Raw genomic sequence first — 24,046 nt, forward strand, 5'->3', positions numbered from 1 at the left:
GTTGTTATCTCGGAAATCTCCTGCACCAAGGGAACACCGTGCATCCCGGGGTCTCTCCGGACCCCGCACGTGATGCGCAGCGAGGATGCGGCACTAGGCCAGCAATTGCAACTTCAGGCGGCGCCAGCCGCCCGCAACATCGGTTGCCAGCACGCGGGCACGCGGCGTCTGCACTTGCCGTGCATCACCCGCGGGCAGGTGAATCTCGACCGTGTCGGCGTGCGTCGGCATCTTGCCTTCGCGCGAGACGTGCAGCGTGATGGCCTCGGCGTCAGACACCGCACGCACACTCCAGCGGCCCTGCTCGCCATTGCGCCACGCTTCGGTTTCGCCGTCGTCTTCAATGCAGCCTCCAACCGCCTCGCCAACACCTTGCATGGGCACGACAAGGAAGCCGCGTTGATCGGCGCGCTGATCGAAATGCTGCTCCGCCACGTTCAGCGCGATCACGCCGCCTTCGCGAATCAGCATGACGGGTTGGTCCCACGGCGAAGGCAGCGTGATGGTCTGTCCGCCCTCGAACGCCCCGCCGCTCCAGTACGACACCCAGCGCGCGCCGGCCGGCAGATAGACAGTGCGCTCGGTCTGCCCTTCCTCCACGGTCGGCGCCACCAGCAGCGACGCGCCGAGCATCATGTCATCGCACTCGGCGTAGCAGCGGCGGTCGTTCGGGAACTCGGCAAACGTAGGCCGCAGCACAGGCTCATAGGCCTGCGTGGATTGCCACAGCAGTTCGTACAGATACGGAATCAGCCGATAGCGCAGCTTGATCAGCGAGGCAATTTGCGAGGTGACCTGCGGATACATCCAGGGCTCGTTGACGGTCTTGTCGTCGTTCCAAGAGTGGATGGAAAAGCGCGGCATGAACACGCCAAACGCCACCCAGCGCACCAGCAGCTCCTGCGACGGCGCCGGGCCGGCAAACCCGCCGATGTCGTGACCGATGTTCGAGACACCCGACAGCGCAAGCCCCAAACCCATCTTCAGGTTGTAGCGCAGCGTTTCCCACGAGGTGTAGTTGTCGCCGGACCACGTCTGCACATAGCGCTGCATACCGACACCACCTGAGCGCGACACAAGAAACGGCCGACGCTGCGGCGCAAACTCAAGTTGCGCCTCGCGCGAGGCGCGCATCATCAGCATCGTGTGCAGCACCTTGGCTTCGCGGATGGGCGCCTTCTTGCCGAACCCGTGGGCGAAAGCGTCGGGCGTCCAGACTTCGAACTCGTTGTTGTCGTTCCAGGTCGACGCCATACCGTACTCGAGCAGCGCGCTCTTGACGTTGGCCTTCCACCAATCGAGCGTTTTCGGGTTGGTGAAATCGAGATACGCGCCGACCTCATCCCAGAATTGCACCCACGCCGGCTCACCCTTTGCATCGCAAATCAGCAGGCCGGCCTCTTTGGCTTCTTCAAACTTCGGGTGGTCGCGCAGCAGGCACGGCTTGATGTTCGGACACAGGCGGATGCCGGCGTCCAGATAGCTCTGGACGAAGCCGCGTGCATCCGGAAACTTATCGGTGTTCCAGTTGAAGACGTAGCGCTTCGGGCCGATCGACGTATAGCCCGACGAAAGGTGGAACGAGTCGCACAGGATGTCGTGCTCTCGACATCCCTTGATGAACTCGGCCATTTGTTCCTGCGCATCGGGCGCATCGGTGTACGTCATGGTCGAGCCGGAGTACCCAAGGCCCCACTTCGGCATCCACGCGGGGCGACCGGTCATCCACGTAAAGCGGCGCGTGGCATCGAGCGGCGTGTCGGGCGAGGCGATGAAGTAATAATCGAGATCCCCATGCGGCGCCACAAAGTAGCGATAGAGGCCGTGATAGTTGTCCAGCTCGCGGCCCATGTCGAAGCTGCAGTCGGACAGCGTGTCGTAGAACAACCCAAAGCCAGTGCTGTTTTCCGGTTGCCACGTCACGTAGAACGGGATGTGCTTGTACAGCGGATCGGTCGTGCGCGCGCTGTAGCCCATCGCATCGATGTTGCGCATCTCGTAGCGCTGGTGGGCACGGTTCATGTCACCGGCGCGCTCGCCCAGGCCAAAGTACATTTCGCCGGGTTCGCGGCGCACGTAGTGGTAGACCTGCTCGTCCCAGTAGCAAAAGTTGTAGGCCTGCGTGGGGCGATCATTCAGCACCGTTTGCCATTCGCCGGCCCTGCGGATCTGCCATGTGCAAAACCCGCCGGCGAGCGCAACGCTCAGGCGGATCTTGCTGGTTTCCACGCGCAGCGTGTCGGCATCGCTCAGCAATTGGAATGCCGGAAGCGAGAAGCCGGCGAGGTCTCGGCGGTCGCGCCCTTCGAGCGGCGTGTCATCACCGCCGGGTGCAATCGACCACGTAGCCGGGCCACGCAAATCGCCCTGCGGCAGCACCAGCACGCGAATGATGTCTTCTTCCAGCACGAAGAGTTCAATCGCAGCGTTGGTGCTGCTGGCCAGGCGCAGCCGGTTGCCTTCGTGCGCCTGGAGTTCGAATCGAGGGGGATGCAACATGGACATCGGTTTCAACTCAGTGTGAAGCAGAAAGACTCATCTGACGCGCGGCGCGCTCTTCCTGCGATTGCCCGCGAATCAACACGATCAGCAGCACCGCGCCGATCAGATCAAATGCGCCCAGCATGCCGAACAGCGGGCCATAGCCCACCTTGTCGGCCAGCGCGCCCACCAGCAGCGAGAAACCCAAGCCACCGATCCACGCTGCCATGCCGGCAAAGCCGCTCGCGGTGCCCACCTCTTCCGGGTCGAACACGTCCGCAGACAGCGTGTTGACCAGGCCAGAGATCATCTGGTGCGCGAAGCCGCCCACGCAGAACAGCGCAATCGCCGTATAGGGAGACGCCACGAGCCCGACGCACGCCGGGCCAATCATCATGAACGCACCCAGCACGACCCCGCACACACGCGACCACACCAGCGGAATGCGGAAACGCTTGATCAGGAACGGCGACAGATAACCGCCCGCCAGGCCGCCCAGGTCAGCCGCCAGGAACGGCAGCCACGCGAACATGGCGATCTCCTTCAGATCGAGGTGGCGCTCGTTGACGAAATAGAGCGGAATCCAGAAGCTGAAGGTTTGCCAGGCCGGCTCGGCAAAGAAGCGCGCCAGCGCAATCGCCCAGAAGCGGCGCGACGTCACAACATCCTTGACGGGGCGCTTGCCGCGCTCGGCACTCACGGGACGGAGCTGCCCGCTGATGATCTTTTCGCGTTCAGCATCCGACAGTGCAGCATGGTCCTTCGGCGAACGATAGAACGCGAACCACAACGCGGCCCACAAGAAGCCGAGGGCGCCAGTCACGACAAATGCCGACTGCCAGCCGTAACGCAGGTGCAGGAAGATCACCAGCGGCGGCGCCAACATCGCACCGAGCGACGTACCCGAATTGAACCAGCCGACGGCAACGGATTTTTCCTTGTCGGGAAACCATTCCGCCACGGCCTTCATGCCCGACGGAATGGCAGCGGCTTCGGTCAGCCCCATCAGGGCGCGAAAACCCGCCAGTGACAGCCACCCGCTTGCGCCCGCATGCAGCACGCCAGCAAACGACCACAACACACCAAACAGCGCAAAGCCGATACGCAAGCCAACCAAGTCAACGATAAAGCCGCAGACCGGCTGCATGACGGTGTAGCCGACCTGGAAGGCGGCCACCACGTAGGAATACTGCTGGGTGCTCATTCCCAGTTCATCTTTGAGCGTGGGCGCAAGCACACCCAGCGAGTTACGCGCCAGATAGTTGACGATCGTGCCCAGGCACACCAGCACGATGATCCACCAGCGCAAGCCCTTGATGGTCTTCACGGTGTTGTCTCCGATGTCTTCTTATTGGTTATTGATCTACGAGGCGGCGTAATACCGCTTGCGCCGCCTCGGGTTCGCCGTAGCGGTCAGCGCACCATGCAGGGGCGCTTGTTGTCGAACTGCCAGTTGGGAATCAGCTGGCGCATGGCGATCGCATCGTCGCGTGCGCCCAGGCCGTGCTGCTTGTACAGCGCGTGGGCCTTCTCCAGTTGGTCCATGTCGAGCGTGACCCCCAGGCCCGGCGCCGCCGGTACGGCAATCTCGCCGCCCACGATCTGGAACGGCGCGCGGGTCAGGCGCTGGCCGTCCTGCCAGATCCAGTGCGTATCGATGGCGGTGATGTTGCCCGGCGCGGCTGCGGCCACGTGCGTGAACATCGCCAGCGAAATGTCGAAGTGGTTGTTGGAGTGCGAGCCCCAGGTCAGGCCCCAGTCGTCGCACATCTGCGCCACGCGCACCGAACCCTGCATCGTCCAGAAATGCGGATCGGCCAGCGGAATGTCGACCGAGTGCAACTGAATGGCATGCCCCATCTGGCGCCAGTCGGTGGCGATCATGTTGGTGGCCGTCGGCAAGCCGGTGGCACGGCGGAACTCGGCCATCACCTCGCGGCCCGAGTAACCGCCTTCCGCGCCGCATGGGTCTTCGGCGTAGGCGAGCACGTCGTGCTTGTCGCGGCACAGGCGAATAGCCTCTGCCAGCGACCACGCGCCGTTCGGGTCCAGCGTGACACGCGCCTCAGGAAACGCTTCGGCCAGTGCCGTCGTGACGACCATTTCGTCATCGCCGCTCAGCACGCCACCCTTGAGCTTGAAATCCTTGAAGCCGTAGCGCGCATGGGCCGCCTTGGCCAGGCGCACCACCGCTTCCGGCGTGAGCGCCTCTTCGTGGCGCACGCGGGTCCAGTCGTCAGTGGCGTCGCTGCCGTCTGCGTAGTCCAGGTCGGTACGTTTGCGATCGCCCACGAAGAACAGGTAACCGAGCACCGGCACCTTGGCGCGCTGTTGCCCCTGCCCCAGCAGCGCCGCCACGGGCACGCCCAGGTGCTGGCCGAGTAAGTCGAGCAGCGCGCTTTCCAGCGCCGTCACCGCATGAACGGTGGTCCGCAGATCGAAGGTCTGCAACCCGCGGCCGCTGACGTCGCGATCGGCAAATTGACGGCGCACGCTGTTGAGCACGTTGTTGTATGCGCCGATCGGTTGTCCGACAACCAGCGGCGTCGCGTCCTCGATGGTCTTGCGGATGGTCTCGCCACCCGGCACCTCGCCGACACCGAGATGACCCTCGGAGTCTTCCAGGATGACGATATTGCGGGTAAAGAACGGGCCGTGTGCGCCGCTCAGGTTCAGCAACATGCTGTCTCGGCCGGCCACGGGAATGACCTGGAGGCGCGTGACGCGCGGCGTGTGCAGTGGGGGTTCGGAAGCTTGGTGATTCATGGTCATCACGTATGTCATCAGTCGTCGTACAACATGGAACGGGACTATAATTGACACATTCCTGCTGAACTACCCCTGGTAAACCCGCCCCTTTCCGGAGATTGCATGCCCACCCCCAATCCGCCCGCAACGCTTGTGCGCCGCACCCAAAGCTTGGCGGACGTCGTGGTGGACCACATCAAGGGGCGTATCGCGAGCGAATCCCTGCGCGTTGGCGACAAGCTGCCGACGGAATCCGCTTTGATGGAAGCACTGGGCGTAAGCCGCACCGTGATACGCGAAGCCATTTCGCGCCTGCAGGCCAAGGGGCTGATCGAAACACGTCACGGCATCGGCAGCTTCGTGCTGCCACCGCGCACAGACAACAGCATCCCGCTGGGCGACGCATCCACAATGCACGACATCCTGAGCATGCTGGAACTGCGCGTCGCCATTGAGACGGAGTGCGCGGGCCTGGCCGCCCAGCGCATCTCTCCCGCCGAGATCGACGCCCTGCGCATGGCGCTCGAAGCCATCGAGCAGGACCAGGCAGACGGCAACGACAGCGCCACCTCCGACCTGCAATTTCATCTGAGCATCGCGCGCGCCACGGGCAATGAACACTTTGTTGGCGCCCTCGCCCAGCTCGGCAAAACGCTCATCCCTCGCACGCGGATGGGACTGGAGCAGGTGGGTTACCTGAACGCTCCGGAACTGCGCGCCACCGTCAACCGCGAGCACCACAGCGTCTTTGAAGCCATTGCCCGCAAAGACTCTGAAGCCGCGCGCGCTGCCATGCGCATGCACCTGTCAAACAGCCGCGAACGCCTGCGCCGCGCGCACGAAGCGGCCGGCACGCAAGCAGCGGCAACGGCGGGCTGAGTTGGCCCGAAGACCGTACAGTTGTACGACGTCTTATTACCCAGCACCAACCATCTCCCGCCCCAACGTATTGGCGCCGTTGATAAAGATTTGCATTCCCTCGCTCTCAGCCACGTAACCTGAGCTTGCACCGACCCCTCGTGGGTGCGCTCCGGTCGCGGAAGAGAGAGCCGCGGCCTTCTTGGCCCTGATGCTGCTGTCCCGAGTATCAGGGCGTTTCTTTTTGGCAGCCGTCACTCGGATCCGCCTGCTCGAGCAATAAAAAAGCCCCGACTCGCGGGGCTTTTATGTTTTGGAGCGCTGCACTCAGCGATCGCGAGCCATCAGATGATAGCCGGCCAGCAGGATGACAGCGCCGGCCGCCGAACCGACAAACCCCGCCGACTGGCCAGGCTCATACCAGCGCATCAACTGCCCGAGAAAGGCGGCCGCCAGCGCGCCGGCAATGCCAACCATGATCGTGAGGAGGAAGCCGCTCACACCCCGCCCTGGCGTGATCCACCGGGCCACAAGCCCGACCAGAAAGCCGATGAGGATGGTGATGCAGAGCAGTTGCATGGCAGTGGCTCTGTGGGTTGAGGCTGTCAGTGCGTTGCAGCCACATCCATCACGCGCTCCAGGCAGAAGCCCTGCCCGTAGATGGCGCGCAGGCGCAGGCCGTTCTCCGTGCCAAGCCGCAACTTCTTGCGCAGGCGTGAGACATGCGTATCGAGCGTGCGTGAATACGGGCTCAGCTCGCGGCCCCAGAGCGCGAGTTCGATGTCGGCGCGCGAGAGAACACGCCCCGCATTCGCGAACAGCAACAGCGCCAACTCAAATTCACGCGCATGCACTGACACCGAAGCATCATGCAGGCGGATGGAACGGTTCTGTCGATCGAGCGTGTACGGCCCCAGGCGAATCTCCGACGCTCTCACAGCCCGGCTCACGGCAAAGCGGCGGATCAACGCATCGAGCCGCGCCAGCAACTCAGGCGGACGGATATCACCTTGGAAGCACAGGTCTGCACCGTGGTTGAGCGCCTCTGCGGTTTCGGTATCGGCCTGGCCGTCGGCAAGGTAGACGATCGCCATACCAGGGCCGACGCGCTCGCGCACGGTACGCACCAGCGACAGCCCGGGCATGTCGTGCGCATGGGCGCCGACCATCAACAGGTTGATGCCGTGCACATCAATGGCTTCAAAAACTTGGCGGGAGAGAAACAGCGGCACACATTCGAAGCGCGTGGGCTGCAGAGCGGAGTGGATCGCCTGCTGGCGGGCGAGGTGCGTGTCGATCAGACCGATTTTCATGGCTCGGTTTCGAGGTTGACTGCGTGCGGCGCGGTCAAGCGGTGGTGCGACGATGGTGCTGTGCATTGCCGTCGTCGCGACCACCGCCGCGCCACATGGATACATGCCGACCAGCCAGCCAGAAGCGTTCGACCTGCGGCGGGTTCCCGTCGCCGCGCAGGGCTTGATGCAGTTGGGCGCGAACGCGTTCGTAATCGCATTCGCTCAAAACATCGGTTGCAGTCTGGCTCAACATTCGTGGCGCCTCGGGCGTGTCTGTGCTCGGTTTTCCAAGGTGCCGTCGTCTCTCGACCGGCGTGTCACCGGCGCATGCTGTGCGGGTCGGCCAATGAACTGTAGGGCCGCCGCAATGCCAAAATGCAAATGATTGAAAAGGAAATGTGGCAAAGGCCACACGAGACCGCGATGGCCTCAGGCGTCGTGGCGATGTGTGCCGCGCGGCAGCCACAACGTGAAGGTGGAACCCAGCCCCGGCGCGCTCTGCACGGCAATGCGGCCGCCGTGCCGGTCAACCACCGTCTTCACGAACACGAGGCCCAGCCCACTGCCGGACGGCGCATTGGCCGCGCCCTCATGCAAGCGATGGAACGGCTGGAACAACCGCGGCTGATCGGCAAGGGCAATGCCGGCACCCTGATCGGCCACGGCCACCGAGAACATCGCCTCGTCCTGCTCCACCGACACCGTCACCACAGAACCGGCCGTGCTGAACTTGATGGCGTTGTTAAGCAGATTCACCAGCGCGCGCACCAGCAAGCGCGGCTCGCCTCGCACGGTCGCTTCGATGTCGGCTACCACGCGCACTTCCACCTGGTGACGATTCGCGAGCGGCCAGACCTCATCGGCGGCATCGAGAACAAGGCCCAGCAGATCCACATCCACCAGCTTCAGTGTTTGCGATTCGGCACGCGCCAGGTCGATGAAAGCATCGGCCAGTTCGAGCGTGCGCGACGACAATTGCCCGATGCGCGAGAGCAGCGCCTCGCGATCCAACGCGCGGGATGTGTCGCGCTGCAGTTCAATCAGGGCGAGGATGGCACTCTGAGGCGAACGCATGTCGTGTGAGATGAAACGCAGCGCTTCCTCGCGGTGGCGCTCGGCCTGTCGCACCGGCGTGATGTCGGCAAAACTGACGATGATGTCGACGGGGCGACCCGCTTCGTCGCGCAACGCGGCAGCGTGCATCAACATCGAGCGGCCGTCGTGCGTTTGTAGCTCGACAGGTTCGAGCCCGGTGGAGTCGGCCAGCCAGCGCGCCCAGTAGTGCTCGCCAGCGGCGGGGTCGGGAAACGCACGCGCCAGCAGCGTCGGCAGGTCGCGCAACGCGGCCGCGCGGTTTTGACCGGGCGTCTGCAACTGGCCGGCGAGGTCCGCGCTGCGGCCATTCGCCAGGCGGATCGTGCCGTCGCGCGTGCAGACAACCGTGGCATCGGGCAGGCTCTCCAGCGCATCGGCCAGGAAACGGCGCAGCGCGCGCAGCTTGTCCGTGAGCGCGGCGACGGCATCCATGTGCGCACCCAGGGTGCGGCCGGTGCGAGTCAGCGGCGCGGTATCGCCCAGCAGGCCGGGCTCGCGCGCCAGGCGCTGCATCTCGTCGCGCAGAAAGCGCAACGCGGCTTCCTGCTGACGCCAACTCCACAGCGGATACAACACCAGTGGGCCAACCAACGCGGCAAACGGCGGCAACCAGCGATTGCCGAACACGAGCACGCCAATCGCGCTCAACAACAACACGGCGGCACCCGTCACCGCCACGGCAAGCGCCATCCGCGGCGTGAGCCAACGCACCGCAAACGCGGTCATCAGCAGGGGAAGCAGCGTCATCGCCCAGAACACGCCTGGCGGCACCGGCAGGATGGCGCTGCCGTCGAGTACCGTCTGCGTGGCATTGGCCAGCACTTCGACGCCGCTCATCGTGCGCGAAGGCGGCGTCGCAAAGATATCGGACACGCCCGATGCAGTCGCCCCGATCAGCACCAGCTTGCCGGCAAGCGCCTCGGGCGGCACGTGGCCGTTGAGCACGTCCAGCGCCGGCACATGCCGGTATGTACCGGCCGGCCCGGCAAAATTCAGGCGGATATGCGCCCGCCGCGTCCAGCCGCCGGCATCGGTTTCCACATCAGGCAGCGCCGGTATGAAGGCCGGCGGTCGCAGCGCCTGCCGCGCGAGCTGCACGGCAAGATGGTCCAGCACATGCGCACGCGGGCCCTCGGCCAGGTATATGCCGCGCACCACGCTGTCCGCATCGGGGGCGGCATTGATATGCGCGACGGACGCGTTGATACCGAGAAACGGATAGTGATACACGCGCCCGTGCTCCGTCCGTTCAGGCAGCGCAGGCAGGATGACGTGTCCAGCCTGCTCGATGGCGGCGGTCAAAGCCCGATCCCCTTCGGGCTGCGCAAGATCGGGTTCGATCAACAGAATATCGACACCGATGGCGCGTGGCTGCGCCTGCCCGACGCGCGCAATCAGATCGGCCAGGCGGGCGCGCGGCCAGGGCCAGCGTCCCACCGCATCGAGACTTTGGTCATCAATGGCAACGATGACGATATCGTCGCGCGGGGCATGCCCATGCAGCGTGACGGCGGTGTCGTACAGGGCGGCGTCAAGCCGGGCGACCACGCTCCAGCGCACCGCACCCAACGTCAGCAGCGCAGCCAGCACCACCAGCACACCCCACTCCATCAGCGCGCGCCGCCCAAGGCTGCGCACGTCCGATTTGACGGGTACGGGTTCAGTCATTGAGAAGGAGATTGCTGCCGCCGCTCTGCACCGGGCTGCGCGCGGAATCGCCGACGAAGGTGCCGACGTCAATGCGCTGCGGCTTGGCGTAGACCACCGATGCTGCATCGCCCAGGTCTACGCCGGTGCGGATGTAATACACGCCGGACGGCGGCCGCGGAATGGTGGCCTCGTTGCCTTCGCTCACAACGTCGGCGATGGGCTTGGCGAAGCTTGTGTCGCCGGCCAGTTGCACACGCGTGCGCGCGCCAGATGCCGCCAGCTCGGGCGACAGCGCAGACCAGTGGGCGTGCAGTTTGCCATCGTTGCCCGCTTCCACTGCGGCTGTCGGCACGGCATCCGGCGGAATGTCGAGCACGCGAAAACGCAGCGCGTCGCTCCACGGGCCAGTTTTGCCGTCCGCGGCCACGGAGCGCACACGCCACCACCATGTGCCTGCCGTCAATGGCTTGGTCAGACGCACATCGTTGGCATGCTGCTGAATGGCTGGCGAGGCGAAGGTCTCAGTGTCCGCGACTTCCATGTCGTAGCTGCCGGCATCGGACACGGCAGCCCATGCGAACGCCACGTCGCCGCTGCGGTAGGTCCGGCCGCTAGCGGGCTGGATCGTATATGGCGCTTCCGGGTGCAGGCGCACGGTGAACGGCCGCGTGGCCGACTCGCTTGTCAGCCCGAGCGCATCGATGCTTTGCACGACGAGCGTGTAGTCGCCGTCCTCGTCGCCGCAGAGCGTTACCGCGGGCGTCTTGCTCGATTGATAGGCGCTGAGTTCGGACAGCGCGGCATCGCGCGCCACGGCAGCGCGATAGCCGACCGCGCCCTTGACCGGCTGCCACGTCGCGCGCAAGCATGGTGTCTGCACAAGTTCGGGAATGGCGTTCAGCTTGGGCGCCGCGGGCAGCGCTGCCCGCTTGAGATGCCCAGCCGATGCCTGCACGCCAAAGCCGGCCTTGATCGCCTGCTTCTGGCGACCGGCGGTCGTGGCCACCTCGCCTTCGAGCACGGAACTCGTCGATACGGCTTCGCTCGCCTGCACGCGGAAACGTGTACCGCGCACACCCGTCACCAGCGCCGGCGTGGAAATCTCGTACCGGCCCACGCCGTTCTTCCTGGGCGAGACATTGGATTCGGCCTCGCCCTGCTTCACGTGCACGCGCACATCGATCAGCCCGGCACGCGCAAATGCTCGCACACGCGACAGCGCCACGTGGCTGCCCGGCGGCACCGTAACGCGCGTGCCGTCATCAAATGACAGGGTAACGGCGCCCTTGTCGCCGGTATCAATCTGCGACGCTTCTGCGAGCTTCATGCCCGCTTGCAGCGGCTTGCCCCCGGACGTTGCATCGCGGGCAAACACGACCTGCGCAGTCGCCGGCACCACCGGAATACGATCGAACGGAATCCGAAGGAGCGAGCCAGGCTTCAACCGATACGGATCTGCCACATGGTTGCGCTGCTGCAGCAAGCGCCAGCCTTCGACGCTGTCCATGTAACGCGCCGCGAGGTTGATCAGCGTGTCGCCCTGCTGCACGCGATAGAGGAAATCGGTGCCATCGGCGCCGGAAGGCTGAGCCGTCGCCGCCTGCCACACGCCGCCAAAAAGAACGAACGCGCCGACAAACGCGGCGCGCCCAATCAAACCACCCCAGATTGCGTCAGCTTGCTTCACCATCTTCCTGCGTGGTTTCGAGGCGATAGCCATGCGAATACACCGAGACCAGCCGCACGCCATTCTTCTGATTGAGATCGAGTTTGAGCCGCAGCTTGGAGATATGCGTGGCCAGCGTGCGCGAATCCGGGCCAATGCTGCGCCCCCAGACCGCCTGCTCGATCAGCTCACGCGGCACCAGCTTGCCGACATTACGGAACAGGTAAAGCCCAAGATCAAACTCGCGCGGCGACAGCTCGACCTGTGAGCCATTCAGCGTCAGCACGCGCCCGACCGGGTCCACCGCATACGGGCCGACGCGAATGCGCTCAAGCGATTCGCCCGTGCGCGGTGCAGCGCGGCGCAGCAGCGCACCCACGCGCGCCACCAGCTCGGCGCGGCGCACCGGCTTGATGACGTAATCGTCCGCGCCGGCGGCCAGCCCGCGCACCACATCGTCTTCGAGCGACCGGTTGGTCAGGAACAGCACCGGCAGCGCCGGGCCGACTGTCTGCCGCACCCAGCTCACAAGCTGAATGCCGCTGATATCAGGCAACTGCCAGTCGAGCAGCAGCAGGTCGAACGTGCGATCCCGCAGCGCCTTGACGAAGGCATCCCCGTTACTGAAACACTCGCATTCGTATCCGGACGAAACCAGGATCTCGCGGATCAAATCGGACTGCGCCTGGTTGTCTTCTACCGAGGCAATTCGTATCGCCATCTGGACTGCCCTTTCCCCGTAACGGGTCCGGCTATCGCTATGCGGAATGCCGGGTCACTCCCTTGGTCGTTGTGATCGGGGTCCCGGACCGGTGCATCGGTGTTCGATCCACCAGCCACCATTGGCGCGACATGTGCCCGCCGCGCAAGACCTTACCCACGCCCCACCAGCATGTGTCGCACACCGGCTTGAGCCCAGCTCATGCTAAAAGGCCGCCCCCGTCATATTGCAAACAATTGTGAAAAGCTAAGCGCAGAGCCGAGTTTCCATGGCGTTCTATCATTTTTTATCACGCCATTACAAGGTGCGAGTTCTCAGGAAGTACAGGAGCGGGCCCACGGGCTGGTGGGGCTACCGGGTATACGCTGCCCGGGATCCTCGTTGCCGAACCTTCCGCTAGCGCGCTTGCCCGCGCGTCCAAGCCGCGGTCGCCGCCCAGAATGCAAGCGCCGCCAAGCTGAGCACCGCCCCCAGGACACACACTCCCGACCACCCTGCCGACGCATACACCGCAGTCGAAGCCATCGCCCCCAGCCCGCTTCCTGCCGCGTAAAAGAGCATGTACGCCCCAACCAGCCGGCTGTGCGCTTCCGGCTGCAAGCGGAAAATCAGACTCTGATTCAGCACGTGCACGGCTTGGCCACCCAGGTCCAACAGGATCAAGCCGGCGATCAGCCACGCCAGATGCTGCAATCCGAGACCGAGCGGCCACCACGCGAGCAGCAACAAACCCAGCGCGACGCCCGTGGCCGTCTGCGCCCAACCACGGTCCGCCAGATGGCCGGCTCGCGCGGCAGCCAGTGCACCAATCGCTCCAACCAAACCGAATGCACCGATGCCTGCCGGTGAGAGCGCATAGGGAGGAGCGCTCAAAGCGATCGCCATCGCGCTCCAGAACACATTGAACGCCGCGAACATCAACAAACCGATCAGGCCGCGTACCTGCAACACACGTTCGGTCAGCAAGAGTTGCCACATCGAGCGCAGGAGCGCGGCGTATCTCATGGGCGAAAGCGCAGTCGGCGGCGCAGGCAACGAGCGCCAGAGCATAAAGAGCATCGCTGCCGAGAGGCCGGCTGACACCGTATAGACAGCACGCCAGCCGGCGGCATCCGCGATCCAGCCAGCAACGGCCCGCGCCAGCAAAACACCGATCACGACCCCACCCTGTACCGCGCCAACCACACGCCCGCGCTCTGTCGATTGCGCCAACGCGGCAGCGCAGGCGATCAGTCCTTGCGTCATCGCTGTGCCAAGCAAACCAACGGAGAACATGCCGAGCAACAACCACCAGCGCACCTCTGCAAGTGCCACCGCGAGCAACGCCAGCGTGAGCAAGACGAGCTGCACCAACAGCAGCGGCTTGCGCGGCCAGCGATCCCCCAGCGGCACGACGAGCGCCAGGGCAAGTGCACAGCCAGCTTGTGTCGCGCCGATGATGCCGCCCGCCCATGCATCGCTAAGTGCGAACTCACGGGCCAATGGTTCGAGCAACGGCTGGGCAAAGTAGACATTCGATACGCTAGCCGCTGCGCAAAGCGCCAGCATGGCAACCCACGCGCGGGGCAGCGCTCGGGAGGGAACGGCACGCTCGGTCGACGAATGTTCGGCAACGCAATCAGAGGGCATTGGTTGTCTCATATGGTTTCAAATTAAAACCATTTGAGTCTAGGTAACCCAGTTTTTTCATGCAACCACTTAACCGAGGGGGGATTGGCTGGCGATACCGTCTGGGTCTGCGCCAACGCCGCGGTGACGCACTGTCCAAACTGAGGAATGCAGGACGGAGACGTTAAGCCGAAGCACGCGCATCGCGCACGGTGCAAAAACAAAAAGCCCCGAACCAGTCGGGGCTTTTTTCTTGCATTCTGGAGGCGGAGGCCGGAATCGAACCGGCGTACACGGCTTTGCAGGCCGCTGCATAACCACTTTGCTACCCCGCCAGGGGCTCAGCACCGCATTGTAGCAATTCGTGAAGAACCGCGTGCTTGCCGTGCCGATAAAGAAAAAGGGAAGCAAGGCTTCCCTTCGGGATTGGAGCGGGAAACGAGTCATGCACTAGAGCGCTAAGTCTCTGTTTCCCAATCACTTTCTTCACTGTGGTGATCAGTGAAGAACTCAATTATAGCCTTGTTTTTCGCCCTCGGCAACAAAGTTCATCCAACCACTTCCACCAGCGTCCAAGGATGATCCATCCACCCGTCGTTACGCCTGATGCGTCCAGCTGCTGAGCGGGTTCGCTATCGAACTCCAACTTGCGACGATCATGACTTGCGCTCGCTCCGCAGGCAGCGCGGGGTGGTGTCGCGTGGACTGCCTGGCACCTGGACGGCTGTAGGACACGACCGCCGGCATCGGAACACCGCAAGTACTCATCTTTACATCGCTGCGGCTAACTTCGCCGGAGCGCAACGCGGCGCCAGTGTAGTGGCAGCCAGCCTCAACGAAGGCGTGCAGCAATCCGGTTCATCTGCTCGATCTCCGCGCGCTGGCCATCGGAAATCGCTTGGCATAGGTTGACGAGTTCCGGATCTGAGAGCTGCGCCTCGCGGCACATGAGGATCGCTCCCGAATGGTGCGGGACCATAGACGCGATGAACTGTCGATCGCCGATTCCGGTTTGAGCACGGGTAGCGGCAAAAGAACCGAGTGTGAGAACGGCAAACAAGCCGTACAGCACGAGATTGAGCCGCCGGTTTGGAAACATGCCGGGCATTGTCGCTAGCATGAAGATACCCATTGGCGCCCACATAGTGACCGCCATGTAGAGCATGTTGAGATTGTTTCTGAAGTCCCTGGCGCCGTCGATCATGCTGAACATTACGAAGTACATGACGACGAGGCCCAACACCATGTTCACCCAGAACTTGGCGTATGGTCGGCCGTGCTTACCCATCTGACCGGATGTGTGATGTTGATGTTCATGGGAATGTTCAGCCATCTCCGTCTCCTATGTGCTGGGGCAACTTGGCAGGGTCACTGGTACTGCGGCAGATACTTTGTCGATATATCAGCATGTGGAGCGATGCATCACTAACCGCTGATTTCCAGTCCCCAACTGGACGTTGGGGGCGTCGAACGCTTCAACTCGCGGGTCTTGAACCGTCTGGATATCAGACTATACCAAATCGGTCTTGATGGGCTTTGCGCCACCTATGACGCTGGTACCGTGAGCGCCAATATCGAGCTTGCGTCCTCATCGCTCGATGGGCCGGCAACTGATCGATTCTTGCATATCAAGCAAGACAAGGCCACCTGCGGCGGACGCCAATGGCCTCCTCAGCCTTCGCTTATGGCATCGCCTCAAGCGTCCGTCGCAGGCCATAACGACACAACAGCCCTTGGGCAAGAAAGGAGCCGGTGATGTAGCGCACCCGAAAGGAGACGAAGACATGCACAAGGACATTTCAACATCAAAGGTGTTCTATCGTCCCATCGAGGCGGCCATCCGATGGGCTGGGTTGCTGCGGTATCTCCCGATGATCCTGGCCACGATCGCGTCACCGCGTGTCCTGCCTCGGTCGCTAAACTGCCCTCGATGGAATGAGTGCCGGCTGCACTCGGAACGTATCTATGACGGCATCCTCAACGGAGAGCTGCCCTACGGCAAGAACGGGATCACGCTCAATGATCCGAAGCTGCTCAATTCTCTGGATCTGACTGTTCGCCATGTCGATCTAAAACGCTGGATGCGCACCCACTATCCCGAGCACAGGCCAGGATTTCTGTTCAGCCGTGGCGAACGCATGGCGCATCCTTTCATCACCATGGAAACAGGACAGGCGATCCTCGTGGAGCGGCTGGCCCTTCAGGCCGCGCTTGAACAAGCCCGACGTGAGATGCGAGAACTGCAGGAGCAGCACGACACGCTACTCAAGCAATCCTCGGTGCTGTTGGCATCCAAGCAATGCGAGATCAGCGAACGGGCGGAAACGACCTATCTCAACATCATTGGAGGGATGTTGACGCTGATGCTGAGCCAGTCGCCTTCAGGCGTGCCCTATTCCAGCTTCAAAACGCAGGAGGCCCTTGTCTCTGCATTGGTCGCCCACTACGGCGGCACCATGGGCATCACTGAGCGCACCTTAAACGGAAAGTTCGCCAACGCTAAGAGGTACGTCCGTAGCGCAAGCGCATGAGGTTATCCAGCTTGTATGTGCAATCGCGGAGATTGCATTTGCAATGTCTTTCCGCAGCCAGGTCTATTGAATAGAGGTCACGCCAACAAACGCCACCGAGCGTTCAGGAGTGACCGCCATGTCGCAGACCCCTGTACTCCCGCCGAACGAGCGCCGCATCCTGCGGCTCGATGAAGTCGAAGCGAAGTCCGGCTTCAAACGCGCCCACATCTACAACCTGATGAAGAAGCGCCAGTTCCCTCAGGCGCTGCGCCTGGGCGTGCGCGCTGTCGGCTGGGATTCGATCGAAATCGACCAGTGGATCGCCGAGCGCCTCAACCACCGGACCTGACCCGCCCTCCCGCGGACTTCCCATTCCCAGCCGGAGAGCGCCATGCAGGTCGTGTCCATCATTTCAACGAAGGGCGGCGTCGGCAAGACCACGACGGCCGCCAACCTGGGCGGGCTCGCCGCGGACGCGGGCCTGCGCGTGCTGCTGCTCGATCTCGACGTGCAGCCCACCTTGTCCTCCTACTACGAACTGACCCAGCGCGCGCCGGGCGGCATCTATGAGCTGTTGGCCTTCAACGAGCGCGACCTTGGCCAGCTCGTGTCCCGCACGATCATCGCGGGCCTGGACCTGGTGCTGTCCAACGACCACCGGGGCGAGCTGAACACGTTGTTGCTGCATGCGCCGGATGGCCGCCTGCGGTTGCGGCATCTGCTGCCAGCACTTGCTCCCCTCTACGACCTGGTGCTGATCGACACCCAGGGCGCGCGTTCCGTGCTGCTGGAGATGGCGGTGCTCGCCTCCGATCTCGCGCTGTCGCCCGTCACGCCGGAAATCCTCGCGGCACGCGAGCTGCGGCGCGGCACCATGCAGTTGCTCGAAGACATTGCGCCGTACCGGCACCTGGGTATCGAACCGCCGCCGCTGCACTTGCTCATCAACCGCGTCCACCCGGTGTCCGCCAACGCACGGCTGATCCAGCAGGCCCTGCGCGACCTGTTCCAGGACAGCGCCGGCATCCGCGTGCTCGCCACCGACGTGCCGGCCATAGAAGCGTATCCACGCGCCGCAACGCGCGGCCTGCCAGTGCATCGGGTCGAGCACCGCCAGCCGCCCGGCAGAGTCGCCCCTGCCGCGCTCGACACGATGCGCGCGCTCGCCAGCGAGTTGTTCCCGCAATGGCAGGACCGACTGGCTCAAGTATCCGGCCGCCCGCAGCGACCTCTTGATCCTGGGAGGCCCCATGGCGAACGCACATGAGCTGGCCCGCGGCCACAAGCGGCTGCGCGCCCTGATCGAGTTCGCGGTCGGTGAGGGTTGGCACGTCAAGCGCACGCCGGGCGGGCACCTCAAGTTCACCAAGGCCGGCTGCGCGGCGATCTACACGAGTTCGACAGCGAGTGACCACCGGGCCGAATTGAACGCCCGTGCGCAGATCCGCCGCGCCGAGCGAGAGGCCCGCATGGCGCCGGCCGGCGGTCGTGGGGACTGCGAGGGGTGCGGCCATGGCTGACATGACCTCGCAGGACATGGCCGGCAAGCTGCTCGCGGCCGGCTTCGAGCGCAGCGGCCCAGCGGCTACGGCCTTGAGCGACCCGATCGCGGACACGCCCATGGTCGTGACGCTGGACCAGTTGCGGCCCTACGACCATGACCCGCGCATGAAGCGCAACCCGGCTTACGAGGAAATCAAGGCGTCCATCCGCGAGCGCGGCCTGGACGCGGCGCCGGCCATCACGCGCCGGCCCGGCGAGGACCACTACATCATCCGCAACGGCGGCAACACGCGACTGGCGATCCTGCGCGAACTCTGGTCGGAGACCAAGGAAGAACGCTTCTTCCGCATATCGTGCCTGTTCCGGCCATGGCCCCAGCGCGGTGAAATCGTCGCGCTAACCGGGCATCTTGCGGAGAACGAACTGCGCGGCGGCCTCACATTCATCGAGCGCGCGCTCGGCGTCGAGAAGGCACGAGAGTTCTACGAGCAGGAGAGCAGCGCCGCCCTGAGCCAGTCGGAACTGGCCCGTCGCCTGGCGGCCGATGGCTTCCCCGTCCAGCGGTCACACATCACCCGCATGGCCGACGCGGTGCGCTACCTGCTGCCCGCCATTCCCACTGTGCTCTATGGCGGCCTGGGGCGCCACCAGGTCGAGCGGCTGTCGGTCATGCGCACGGCCTGCAAACGCACCTGGGAGCACTATGCCAAGGACCGCACGCTGCCGCTGGAATTTGACAGCTTCTTTCAGGAGGTGCTGGCGCAGTTCGACACGCAGGGCGACGAGTTCGCGCCGCAGCGCGTGCAGGACGAGCTGATCGGCCAGATGTCCGAGCTGCTGGGCGTCGGCTACGACGTGTTGGCGCTGGACCTGACCGAATCGGAAAGCCGCCACCGGGCGCTGGTCAGCGACCCGACGCCACCTGCGGCGCCGCCGGCGTTGCCTTCGCCCACCGCCAGCACGCCGACTCCCCCGGGCGCAGCATCGTCCATCGCCACGCCTGCAGCGGCGGCCGGTCCTCCACCCGCCAGCCCAGCGGTGTCCGAGCCCACCTTGCGCCACGACGACACGGCGGCTGGCGAAGCGGCCACGGGAAGCCCGGCGGCTGCACCGAGCGATCTGCTTCGCGAGCACATCGTCTCGCCGGCACCGACGACCGAACGGCTGCAGTCGATCCAGCGCATGGTCGCCGACCAGTTGGGCGATGCGCTGCCGCCCGACTTCTCGGCGAGCGTGCTGCAGTCCATCCCGGTGCAAGCCGGCGGACTCTATCCGATCTCCGACGTCTGGTACATCGACGCCGGCCTGGACACGCCCGATCGGCTGCGCATCCACATCGCGCAGTTCGCGCGCGAGATCGCCGGGGAGGCAGGCCTGGACGAGTGCATCGAGGATCGCGCCGATGGCATCGGGTTTGCGTGCCGCGCCCGCGGCCAAGCCCCGTCGCCGCTCGGCCGCGCGGTGCTGACGCTGCTCGCTTCCCTGACGGGTCAGCCCGTCGCCGAAGCGGGCCTGGACGGCGCGCAGCTCGCCGCCGACCTGCCGACCCTGTTGCACGGCCAGAGCCAAGGCCATGGCAGCGGCGCAAGGCGCTTGAGCGACACGGCGTTGGTCAAGCTCTTTCGGCTGCTGCGCCTCGCCCGGCGTCTGCTGGACCTGGAAGCCGGCACCACGGCGCCCGGGACGTGAGCGAGGGAGGCCGCATGTCCACATCGCATCCGCTCAACCAGGCCGTGATTGCCCAGGCGCTGTATGACCTTCGCAACGGCCAACTGCGCCGCTGCAAGGCCATGGGCTTCGGCGAGGCCGAGCTGGATGCGCTCAAGCACCCCGCGCTGATCAGCGTGCTGGCCAACGCCAGCGTCTCGTGGTGCTCGGTCACGGTCAACCGCGAAGTGCTGCAGCGCCTGCTCAACCAGGCACAGGACGTGGAGAAGGAAATCGCCACGGTCGATCGCATGCTGCGGCTGGGGGCCAGCACGGAGATGGTCAGCCGCTTCTATGGCCTGACCCATCAGGAAGTCGCCCTGCGGCGGGAGATCCTCGGCCTGCCCAAGCGCAAGGGGCGCCACCCCGTCCTGGACGAGACCCAGGACACCGAACTGTGGCGGCAATGGAAAGCCGTGACCAGCAGCAGGAACGTCGATCTGGAGGACGAGACCTCGATTCTCGATGCGGCCATGGACCTGGCCGAGGGCATGTCATTGCCGCTCTCGGTGGTCTGGGCCGCGATCAGGAACTGGGTCGATCAGGGATTGGGCTAGGCCATGGCCGTGGACGACACCGCCCCACGAGCCCCGCGTCAAGGCCCCATCGCACTCGCCGACCTGTTCGACGCTGCGCTGAAGGACCTCACGCCCAAGCCAAATCCCAGCGCGCCAGCGCCCATGGCAGTGCCCACGCCTGCCGCGTCCGGCGACGCCTTCCTGTTCAGTGGCAATCGGCACGAGAGCGTGCCGCGGCGGCTGTTCCTCGACCGCCGCCTGACACCGCTGGAGCGCAACGCCTGGCAGGTGTTCCGGCTGATGCTCAACGACGACGGCGTCACGGCGTTCCCGACCTATGAGCAGTTGCGCCCCTGGCTGGCGTCCATGCCCTGCGCGGGACAAGCCTCCCACGAGACCGTCGCGCGGGCGCTGACGCTGCTGCGCCTGACGCGCTGGCTGAGCCTCGTGCGACGACGGCGCGACGCCAAGACCGGCCGCATCCTCGGCAACCTCTACGTCCTGCACGACGAACCCCTGACACCGTTCGAGGCGATGCAGCTCGACGCCGACTACCTGGCCCTGGTCAGCCAGTCGCTGGGGCATTCGGCCAAGGCCGTTCAGGTGGTGGGACTCAACACCCTCCAGGAGATCGCGGACGACCCGATGTTGTCCGGACGCACCTTGCCGTCGCGGCTGCAAGTGCTCGCCGAGCGCCTGGCCGACCAGGGCATCACCGCCACCGAAAGTTATCCACAGGAGGATGCGATCCACGATTCCGAAGAAGGGCCCGCGAGCCTTCTTCGGAATGGCGAACGCCCCTCTTCGGAATCCGAAGCAGGGCCGAAACCCGCGCCAGACGGCGCTCTTCGGAATCCGAAGCAGGACCGTACAGTACGTAGTAGTCGTATTGATGAAGTACGTACTACCGCGCAGGCGCGTGCGCTGGGCGACCTGCAATGGCCCAAGCGCTTCGCGGAACTGAAGGCGGAACAGCAGGCCGGAGCCAGGATGGCGTTGCAGCAGGTGGACGCTGCCCTGCGGCAGGCCGTGCTGGACGAATGGGCCGCACGGTGCGGCAAGCATGGCATCCGCAACCCCGCCGGATATCTGTTCGGCATCATCCAGCGCGCCATGCGCGGCGAGTTCAATGCGTGGGCCAAGCAGACCAGCCCGGCACCGCCAACACCATCGGCGGCGCGAGCGCCACCATCCGAGCCGCCGCGCAACGTCGTGCCGCCCGAGGTGGCCCGGCAGCACATCGAGCGCCTGCGCGACCTGCTGCGCAAGACCTGAGCGCAGGGCTTGGCAAAGCCGTGAAGTAGACGTCTATGGCGGTCAACAGAACGGTCCCCAGGGGACGGCTGTGCGGTGAAGCGCCGGGCGACGGCGCGACCCGCTGCGCGAAACCTGGGCAAAGCGCCTTGGCAAGGCCATGAAGCAGACCTCCATGGCGCTCAACGGAACGGTCCCCTGGGGACGGCTGCGCGGCGAAGGATCGTGTCGAACGGCAGCGCGACGTGCGGTGCAGCACGCATACCGTCAACAACCGAGGACGGGAACGCCGACGTGAGTGCCTATCTGCGGAGCGGTCCCCAGGGGACCGTTGCGCGCTGCACCGCCAGCGCGCACAGAACCGGGGCCGGCTCATTTCGGTTTGTTGACTGACTGCCTTCCGCCGCATGCGGATGCTGGCGGCTCCCTGTCCACCAGCGAGCGATCACCATGGCAACCAGCAACGAACCATTGCAACTCAACCTCGGCTCCCTGCGCAGCGCGATGTCGCTGACGCTGCACACCCACCACGCCTCGCGCATCTGGCATGGCCGCGCCGCCGCTGAGGGGCGACCTGGCATCGTCGGCCTGAACGGCTACATCGCCGTCATGAACAAGATGAAGCGCGGCTCGGAGCAGGACGACCCGTACAGCGACTGGTGGATGCTGCGCATTGAAGACAAGCTCGACCAGACCAAGACCACGCTGCAGACGCTGCGCGAACAGGTGGACCAGGCCCTGGCCGGCGTGCCCGCCGCGTTGACCCTGGGCGAGAATCTCAACGTGCAGCCCGTCAAGCTGCCGCTGTTCGTCAATGCGCAGTTGGGCTTTGCCGCCGTCTATCTCCTGGCCGACTACGACGACATCGCGCGCAAGCTGATCCTCGCCCACCACACCGCGCTGATCGACCGCAGCACTTTGGAGCGCTGGCTCAACGAGGGCGCGCACGCGCTGCGCAGCCTGTTCTCGCTGGCCCAGCAGTACCGCTACTCGGGCTGCACGCGCGACGACTTCGCGGCGAAGAATGCCGCAGCGCGGGCCGCGCTGGAGAAGTTCGGCGAGTTGCCGCAGGACGTCCTCGAAGGCACGCACCGCTCGAAGTTTGCGCCACCCATCGTGCGCCGTGGTCTACAACAGCGCGGTGAGAGTCCTGCCGCAGCCGCTACCAGCGCCGATGGTGATGCGGCCGCTGCTGCCGACCCGTCCGAAGGCGCAGCCACTGCCGGCGAGGACGAATCCGCATGAGCGATCTGTACCAGCCGACCCGCTACTTCCGGGGCCTGCAACAGGGAGCCTTCATGCGCCTGGAGCACGCGGCCTCTCTAAAAGGCCTTTTAAAGCCTTTTAAAGGTAAAGGGGACTTGGAGGCCTGGGCCAGCCAGTGCTTCGCCATGCGCGACGAGTTGATCGGCCTGGCGCAGCGACAAGTGCTGCAACAGGCCAGTGGGCATCCCTTCCACCTGCTGCCCGTGGAACTGGCCCAGCAGACCACTGGCGCGGGAACGACGTTCCTGCGCTGGCGCAGGCACGACCGCTCGGCCATGGGCGTGGCCCTGTGGCAGGAGCTGATGGCGAGCACCAGCACGCCGGTCAACCTGCTGGCCGACCTGCACGCGATCGAGCTGCAGCGCATCACGCTGAACATGCAGATCAGCCTGTTGCACACCCTGGGCAGGCAGGCCCAGGAGTGCGCCAGCAAGGCCGCCGAGGCGGAAGACGCCTACCTGCGCCGGCTCGCGTCCATACCCCCCGCAGTGCGCGATCGGTGATCGCGTCGGGCACCCCAGCACGCGCCCGGCGGCAGTGAGGCGCGGGTATTTCAACCACCACGGAGATCACACCATGAGCACGCATTTTTCCGGCGAAGGCAACATCGGCTCGCCCCCCGAGTACCGGGAGTTCCCCAACGGCAACGACGAACCGCGGCGCTTGCTGCGGCTGAACGTCTATTTCGACAACCCCGTTCCCACCAAGGGCGGCGACTATGAGGATCGCGGCGGCTTCTGGGCGCCGGTGGAAATCTGGCACCGCGACGCCGCGCATTGGAAGGACCTCTACCAGAAGGGCATGCGCGTGCTGGTCGTCGGCCGCATGGAGCGCGAACCCTGGACCGACAACGAGGAGCAGCCGCGCGAGACCTGGCAGATCAACGCGCGCAGCGTCGGCATCCTGCCGTTCCGCATCGAGTCCGTCGTCCTCAGCCCCAAACCGCAGGAGACCGCGCAGGACGCGCAGCCCAAGCCCCAGCCCGCCCAGGAACCGGCTGCGCCGAAGGAGACCAAGAGCAGGAAGTGACCCAGCATGGGGGCGGCCGCGGCTCTTCGCCGCCCCCCATGTCCTCGCGAGCTATCCCCTGGGGATAGCTCCACCGACGTCCACCGGCTTCCACGCGCTCCCGAACATCGCGGCTCCCGGCCAGCACACCACCG

The 24,046-nt window shown here is 64.8% G+C and carries 22 protein-coding genes and 1 tRNA gene; 11 read left to right on the forward strand and 12 right to left on the reverse strand.

Annotated features, from left to right (window positions below; all coding sequences use genetic code 11):
- Positions 1-93 precede the first annotated feature (93 nt).
- From DOD19_RS09285 to gudD, 3 genes are all read right to left on the reverse strand, one after another.
- Positions 94-2,505 (reverse strand): glycoside hydrolase family 31 protein, encoded by a 2,412-nt coding sequence (locus tag DOD19_RS09285; protein WP_112185247.1) that lies wholly within the window; start codon positions 2,503-2,505, stop codon positions 94-96.
- 10 nt (positions 2,506-2,515) lie between these two features.
- Positions 2,516-3,808 carry an MFS transporter gene (locus tag DOD19_RS09290; protein WP_112185248.1) on the reverse strand — a complete coding sequence of 431 codons (1,293 nt, stop codon included), beginning with the start codon at positions 3,806-3,808 and terminating at the stop codon, positions 2,516-2,518.
- Positions 3,809-3,894: 86 nt separating this feature from the next.
- Positions 3,895-5,265 carry a glucarate dehydratase gene (gudD, locus tag DOD19_RS09295; RefSeq protein WP_112185250.1) on the reverse strand — a complete coding sequence of 457 codons (1,371 nt, stop codon included), beginning with the start codon at positions 5,263-5,265 and terminating at the stop codon, positions 3,895-3,897.
- 87 nt (positions 5,266-5,352) lie between these two features.
- Between gudD and DOD19_RS09300 the strand changes: the two genes are divergently transcribed.
- Positions 5,353-6,108, forward strand: coding sequence for a FadR/GntR family transcriptional regulator (locus DOD19_RS09300; protein ID WP_112185252.1), 756 nt, complete (start codon positions 5,353-5,355; stop codon positions 6,106-6,108).
- A 306-nt stretch (positions 6,109-6,414) separates the two neighbouring features.
- On the opposite strand, the gene DOD19_RS09305 is transcribed toward DOD19_RS09300, so the two are convergent.
- From DOD19_RS09305 to DOD19_RS09345, 9 genes are all read right to left on the reverse strand, one after another.
- The gene (locus DOD19_RS09305; RefSeq protein ID WP_112185254.1) at positions 6,415-6,666 is read right to left on the reverse strand and encodes a GlsB/YeaQ/YmgE family stress response membrane protein; all 252 of its coding nucleotides are present in this window, start codon (positions 6,664-6,666) and stop codon (positions 6,415-6,417) included.
- A 26-nt stretch (positions 6,667-6,692) separates the two neighbouring features.
- Positions 6,693-7,400, reverse strand: coding sequence for a response regulator transcription factor (locus DOD19_RS09310; protein ID WP_024976086.1), 708 nt, complete (start codon positions 7,398-7,400; stop codon positions 6,693-6,695).
- 34 nt (positions 7,401-7,434) lie between these two features.
- Positions 7,435-7,635, reverse strand: coding sequence for a hypothetical protein (locus DOD19_RS09315; RefSeq protein WP_024976087.1), 201 nt, complete (start codon positions 7,633-7,635; stop codon positions 7,435-7,437).
- Between the two features lie 176 nt (positions 7,636-7,811).
- Positions 7,812-10,145 (reverse strand): CHASE2 domain-containing protein, encoded by a 2,334-nt coding sequence (locus DOD19_RS09320; protein ID WP_112185256.1) that lies wholly within the window; start codon positions 10,143-10,145, stop codon positions 7,812-7,814.
- Complete coding sequence (locus DOD19_RS09325; protein WP_112185258.1) at positions 10,138-11,817, reverse strand: FecR domain-containing protein; 1,680 nt, start codon at positions 11,815-11,817, stop codon at positions 10,138-10,140. Before DOD19_RS09325 ends, DOD19_RS09320 begins: the two co-directional genes overlap by 8 nt.
- Positions 11,801-12,514 (reverse strand): response regulator transcription factor, encoded by a 714-nt coding sequence (locus DOD19_RS09330; protein WP_024976090.1) that lies wholly within the window; start codon positions 12,512-12,514, stop codon positions 11,801-11,803. The genes DOD19_RS09325 and DOD19_RS09330 overlap by 17 nt, the downstream gene beginning before the upstream one ends.
- A 396-nt stretch (positions 12,515-12,910) precedes the next feature.
- Positions 12,911-14,062, reverse strand: coding sequence for an MFS transporter (locus DOD19_RS09335; protein ID WP_239498004.1), 1,152 nt, complete (start codon positions 14,060-14,062; stop codon positions 12,911-12,913).
- A gap of 321 nt (positions 14,063-14,383) precedes the next feature.
- A tRNA-Cys gene (locus DOD19_RS09340) sits at positions 14,384-14,457 on the reverse strand.
- 497 nt (positions 14,458-14,954) lie between these two features.
- Positions 14,955-15,455 carry a DUF305 domain-containing protein gene (locus DOD19_RS09345; protein ID WP_003098996.1) on the reverse strand — a complete coding sequence of 167 codons (501 nt, stop codon included), beginning with the start codon at positions 15,453-15,455 and terminating at the stop codon, positions 14,955-14,957.
- A 451-nt stretch (positions 15,456-15,906) separates the two neighbouring features.
- On the opposite strand from DOD19_RS09345, the gene DOD19_RS09350 reads away from it, so the two are divergent.
- The 10 genes from DOD19_RS09350 to DOD19_RS09395 all read left to right on the forward strand — a co-directional run bounded on the left by DOD19_RS09350 (position 15,907) and on the right by DOD19_RS09395 (position 23,912).
- On the forward strand, positions 15,907-16,653 hold the full coding sequence (locus DOD19_RS09350; protein WP_003120040.1) for a hypothetical protein: 747 nt from the start codon (positions 15,907-15,909) through the stop codon (positions 16,651-16,653).
- 118 nt (positions 16,654-16,771) lie between these two features.
- Positions 16,772-16,984 carry an AlpA family transcriptional regulator gene (locus DOD19_RS09355; protein ID WP_003090093.1) on the forward strand — a complete coding sequence of 71 codons (213 nt, stop codon included), beginning with the start codon at positions 16,772-16,774 and terminating at the stop codon, positions 16,982-16,984.
- 42 nt (positions 16,985-17,026) lie between these two features.
- Complete coding sequence (locus tag DOD19_RS09360; RefSeq protein WP_003090095.1) at positions 17,027-17,902, forward strand: ParA family protein; 876 nt, start codon at positions 17,027-17,029, stop codon at positions 17,900-17,902.
- Positions 17,886-18,155 (forward strand): hypothetical protein, encoded by a 270-nt coding sequence (locus tag DOD19_RS09365; RefSeq protein WP_003050422.1) that lies wholly within the window; start codon positions 17,886-17,888, stop codon positions 18,153-18,155. The genes DOD19_RS09360 and DOD19_RS09365 overlap by 17 nt, the downstream gene beginning before the upstream one ends.
- Positions 18,148-19,827 (forward strand): ParB family protein, encoded by a 1,680-nt coding sequence (locus DOD19_RS09370; RefSeq protein ID WP_042178612.1) that lies wholly within the window; start codon positions 18,148-18,150, stop codon positions 19,825-19,827. Before DOD19_RS09365 ends, DOD19_RS09370 begins: the two co-directional genes overlap by 8 nt.
- A gap of 14 nt (positions 19,828-19,841) precedes the next feature.
- On the forward strand, positions 19,842-20,402 hold the full coding sequence (locus tag DOD19_RS09375; protein WP_003090097.1) for a DUF2857 domain-containing protein: 561 nt from the start codon (positions 19,842-19,844) through the stop codon (positions 20,400-20,402).
- A 3-nt stretch (positions 20,403-20,405) separates the two neighbouring features.
- A complete protein-coding gene (locus DOD19_RS09380) occupies positions 20,406-21,638 on the forward strand; it encodes an STY4528 family pathogenicity island replication protein (protein ID WP_042178611.1) in 1,233 nt (410 codons plus the stop codon).
- A gap of 429 nt (positions 21,639-22,067) precedes the next feature.
- Positions 22,068-22,862 carry a PFL_4669 family integrating conjugative element protein gene (locus DOD19_RS09385; protein ID WP_023087322.1) on the forward strand — a complete coding sequence of 265 codons (795 nt, stop codon included), beginning with the start codon at positions 22,068-22,070 and terminating at the stop codon, positions 22,860-22,862.
- Positions 22,859-23,386, forward strand: a complete 528-nt coding sequence (locus tag DOD19_RS09390) for a DUF3158 family protein (protein ID WP_023087321.1) — start codon at positions 22,859-22,861, stop codon at positions 23,384-23,386. Before DOD19_RS09385 ends, DOD19_RS09390 begins: the two co-directional genes overlap by 4 nt.
- A gap of 73 nt (positions 23,387-23,459) precedes the next feature.
- Positions 23,460-23,912, forward strand: coding sequence for a single-stranded DNA-binding protein (locus DOD19_RS09395; RefSeq protein ID WP_013391788.1), 453 nt, complete (start codon positions 23,460-23,462; stop codon positions 23,910-23,912).
- Positions 23,913-24,046 lie beyond the last annotated feature (134 nt).

It is taken from the genome of Ralstonia sp. GX3-BWBA, from assembly GCF_003290055.1.
GTDB lineage: Bacteria > Pseudomonadota > Gammaproteobacteria > Burkholderiales > Burkholderiaceae > Ralstonia > Ralstonia holmesii.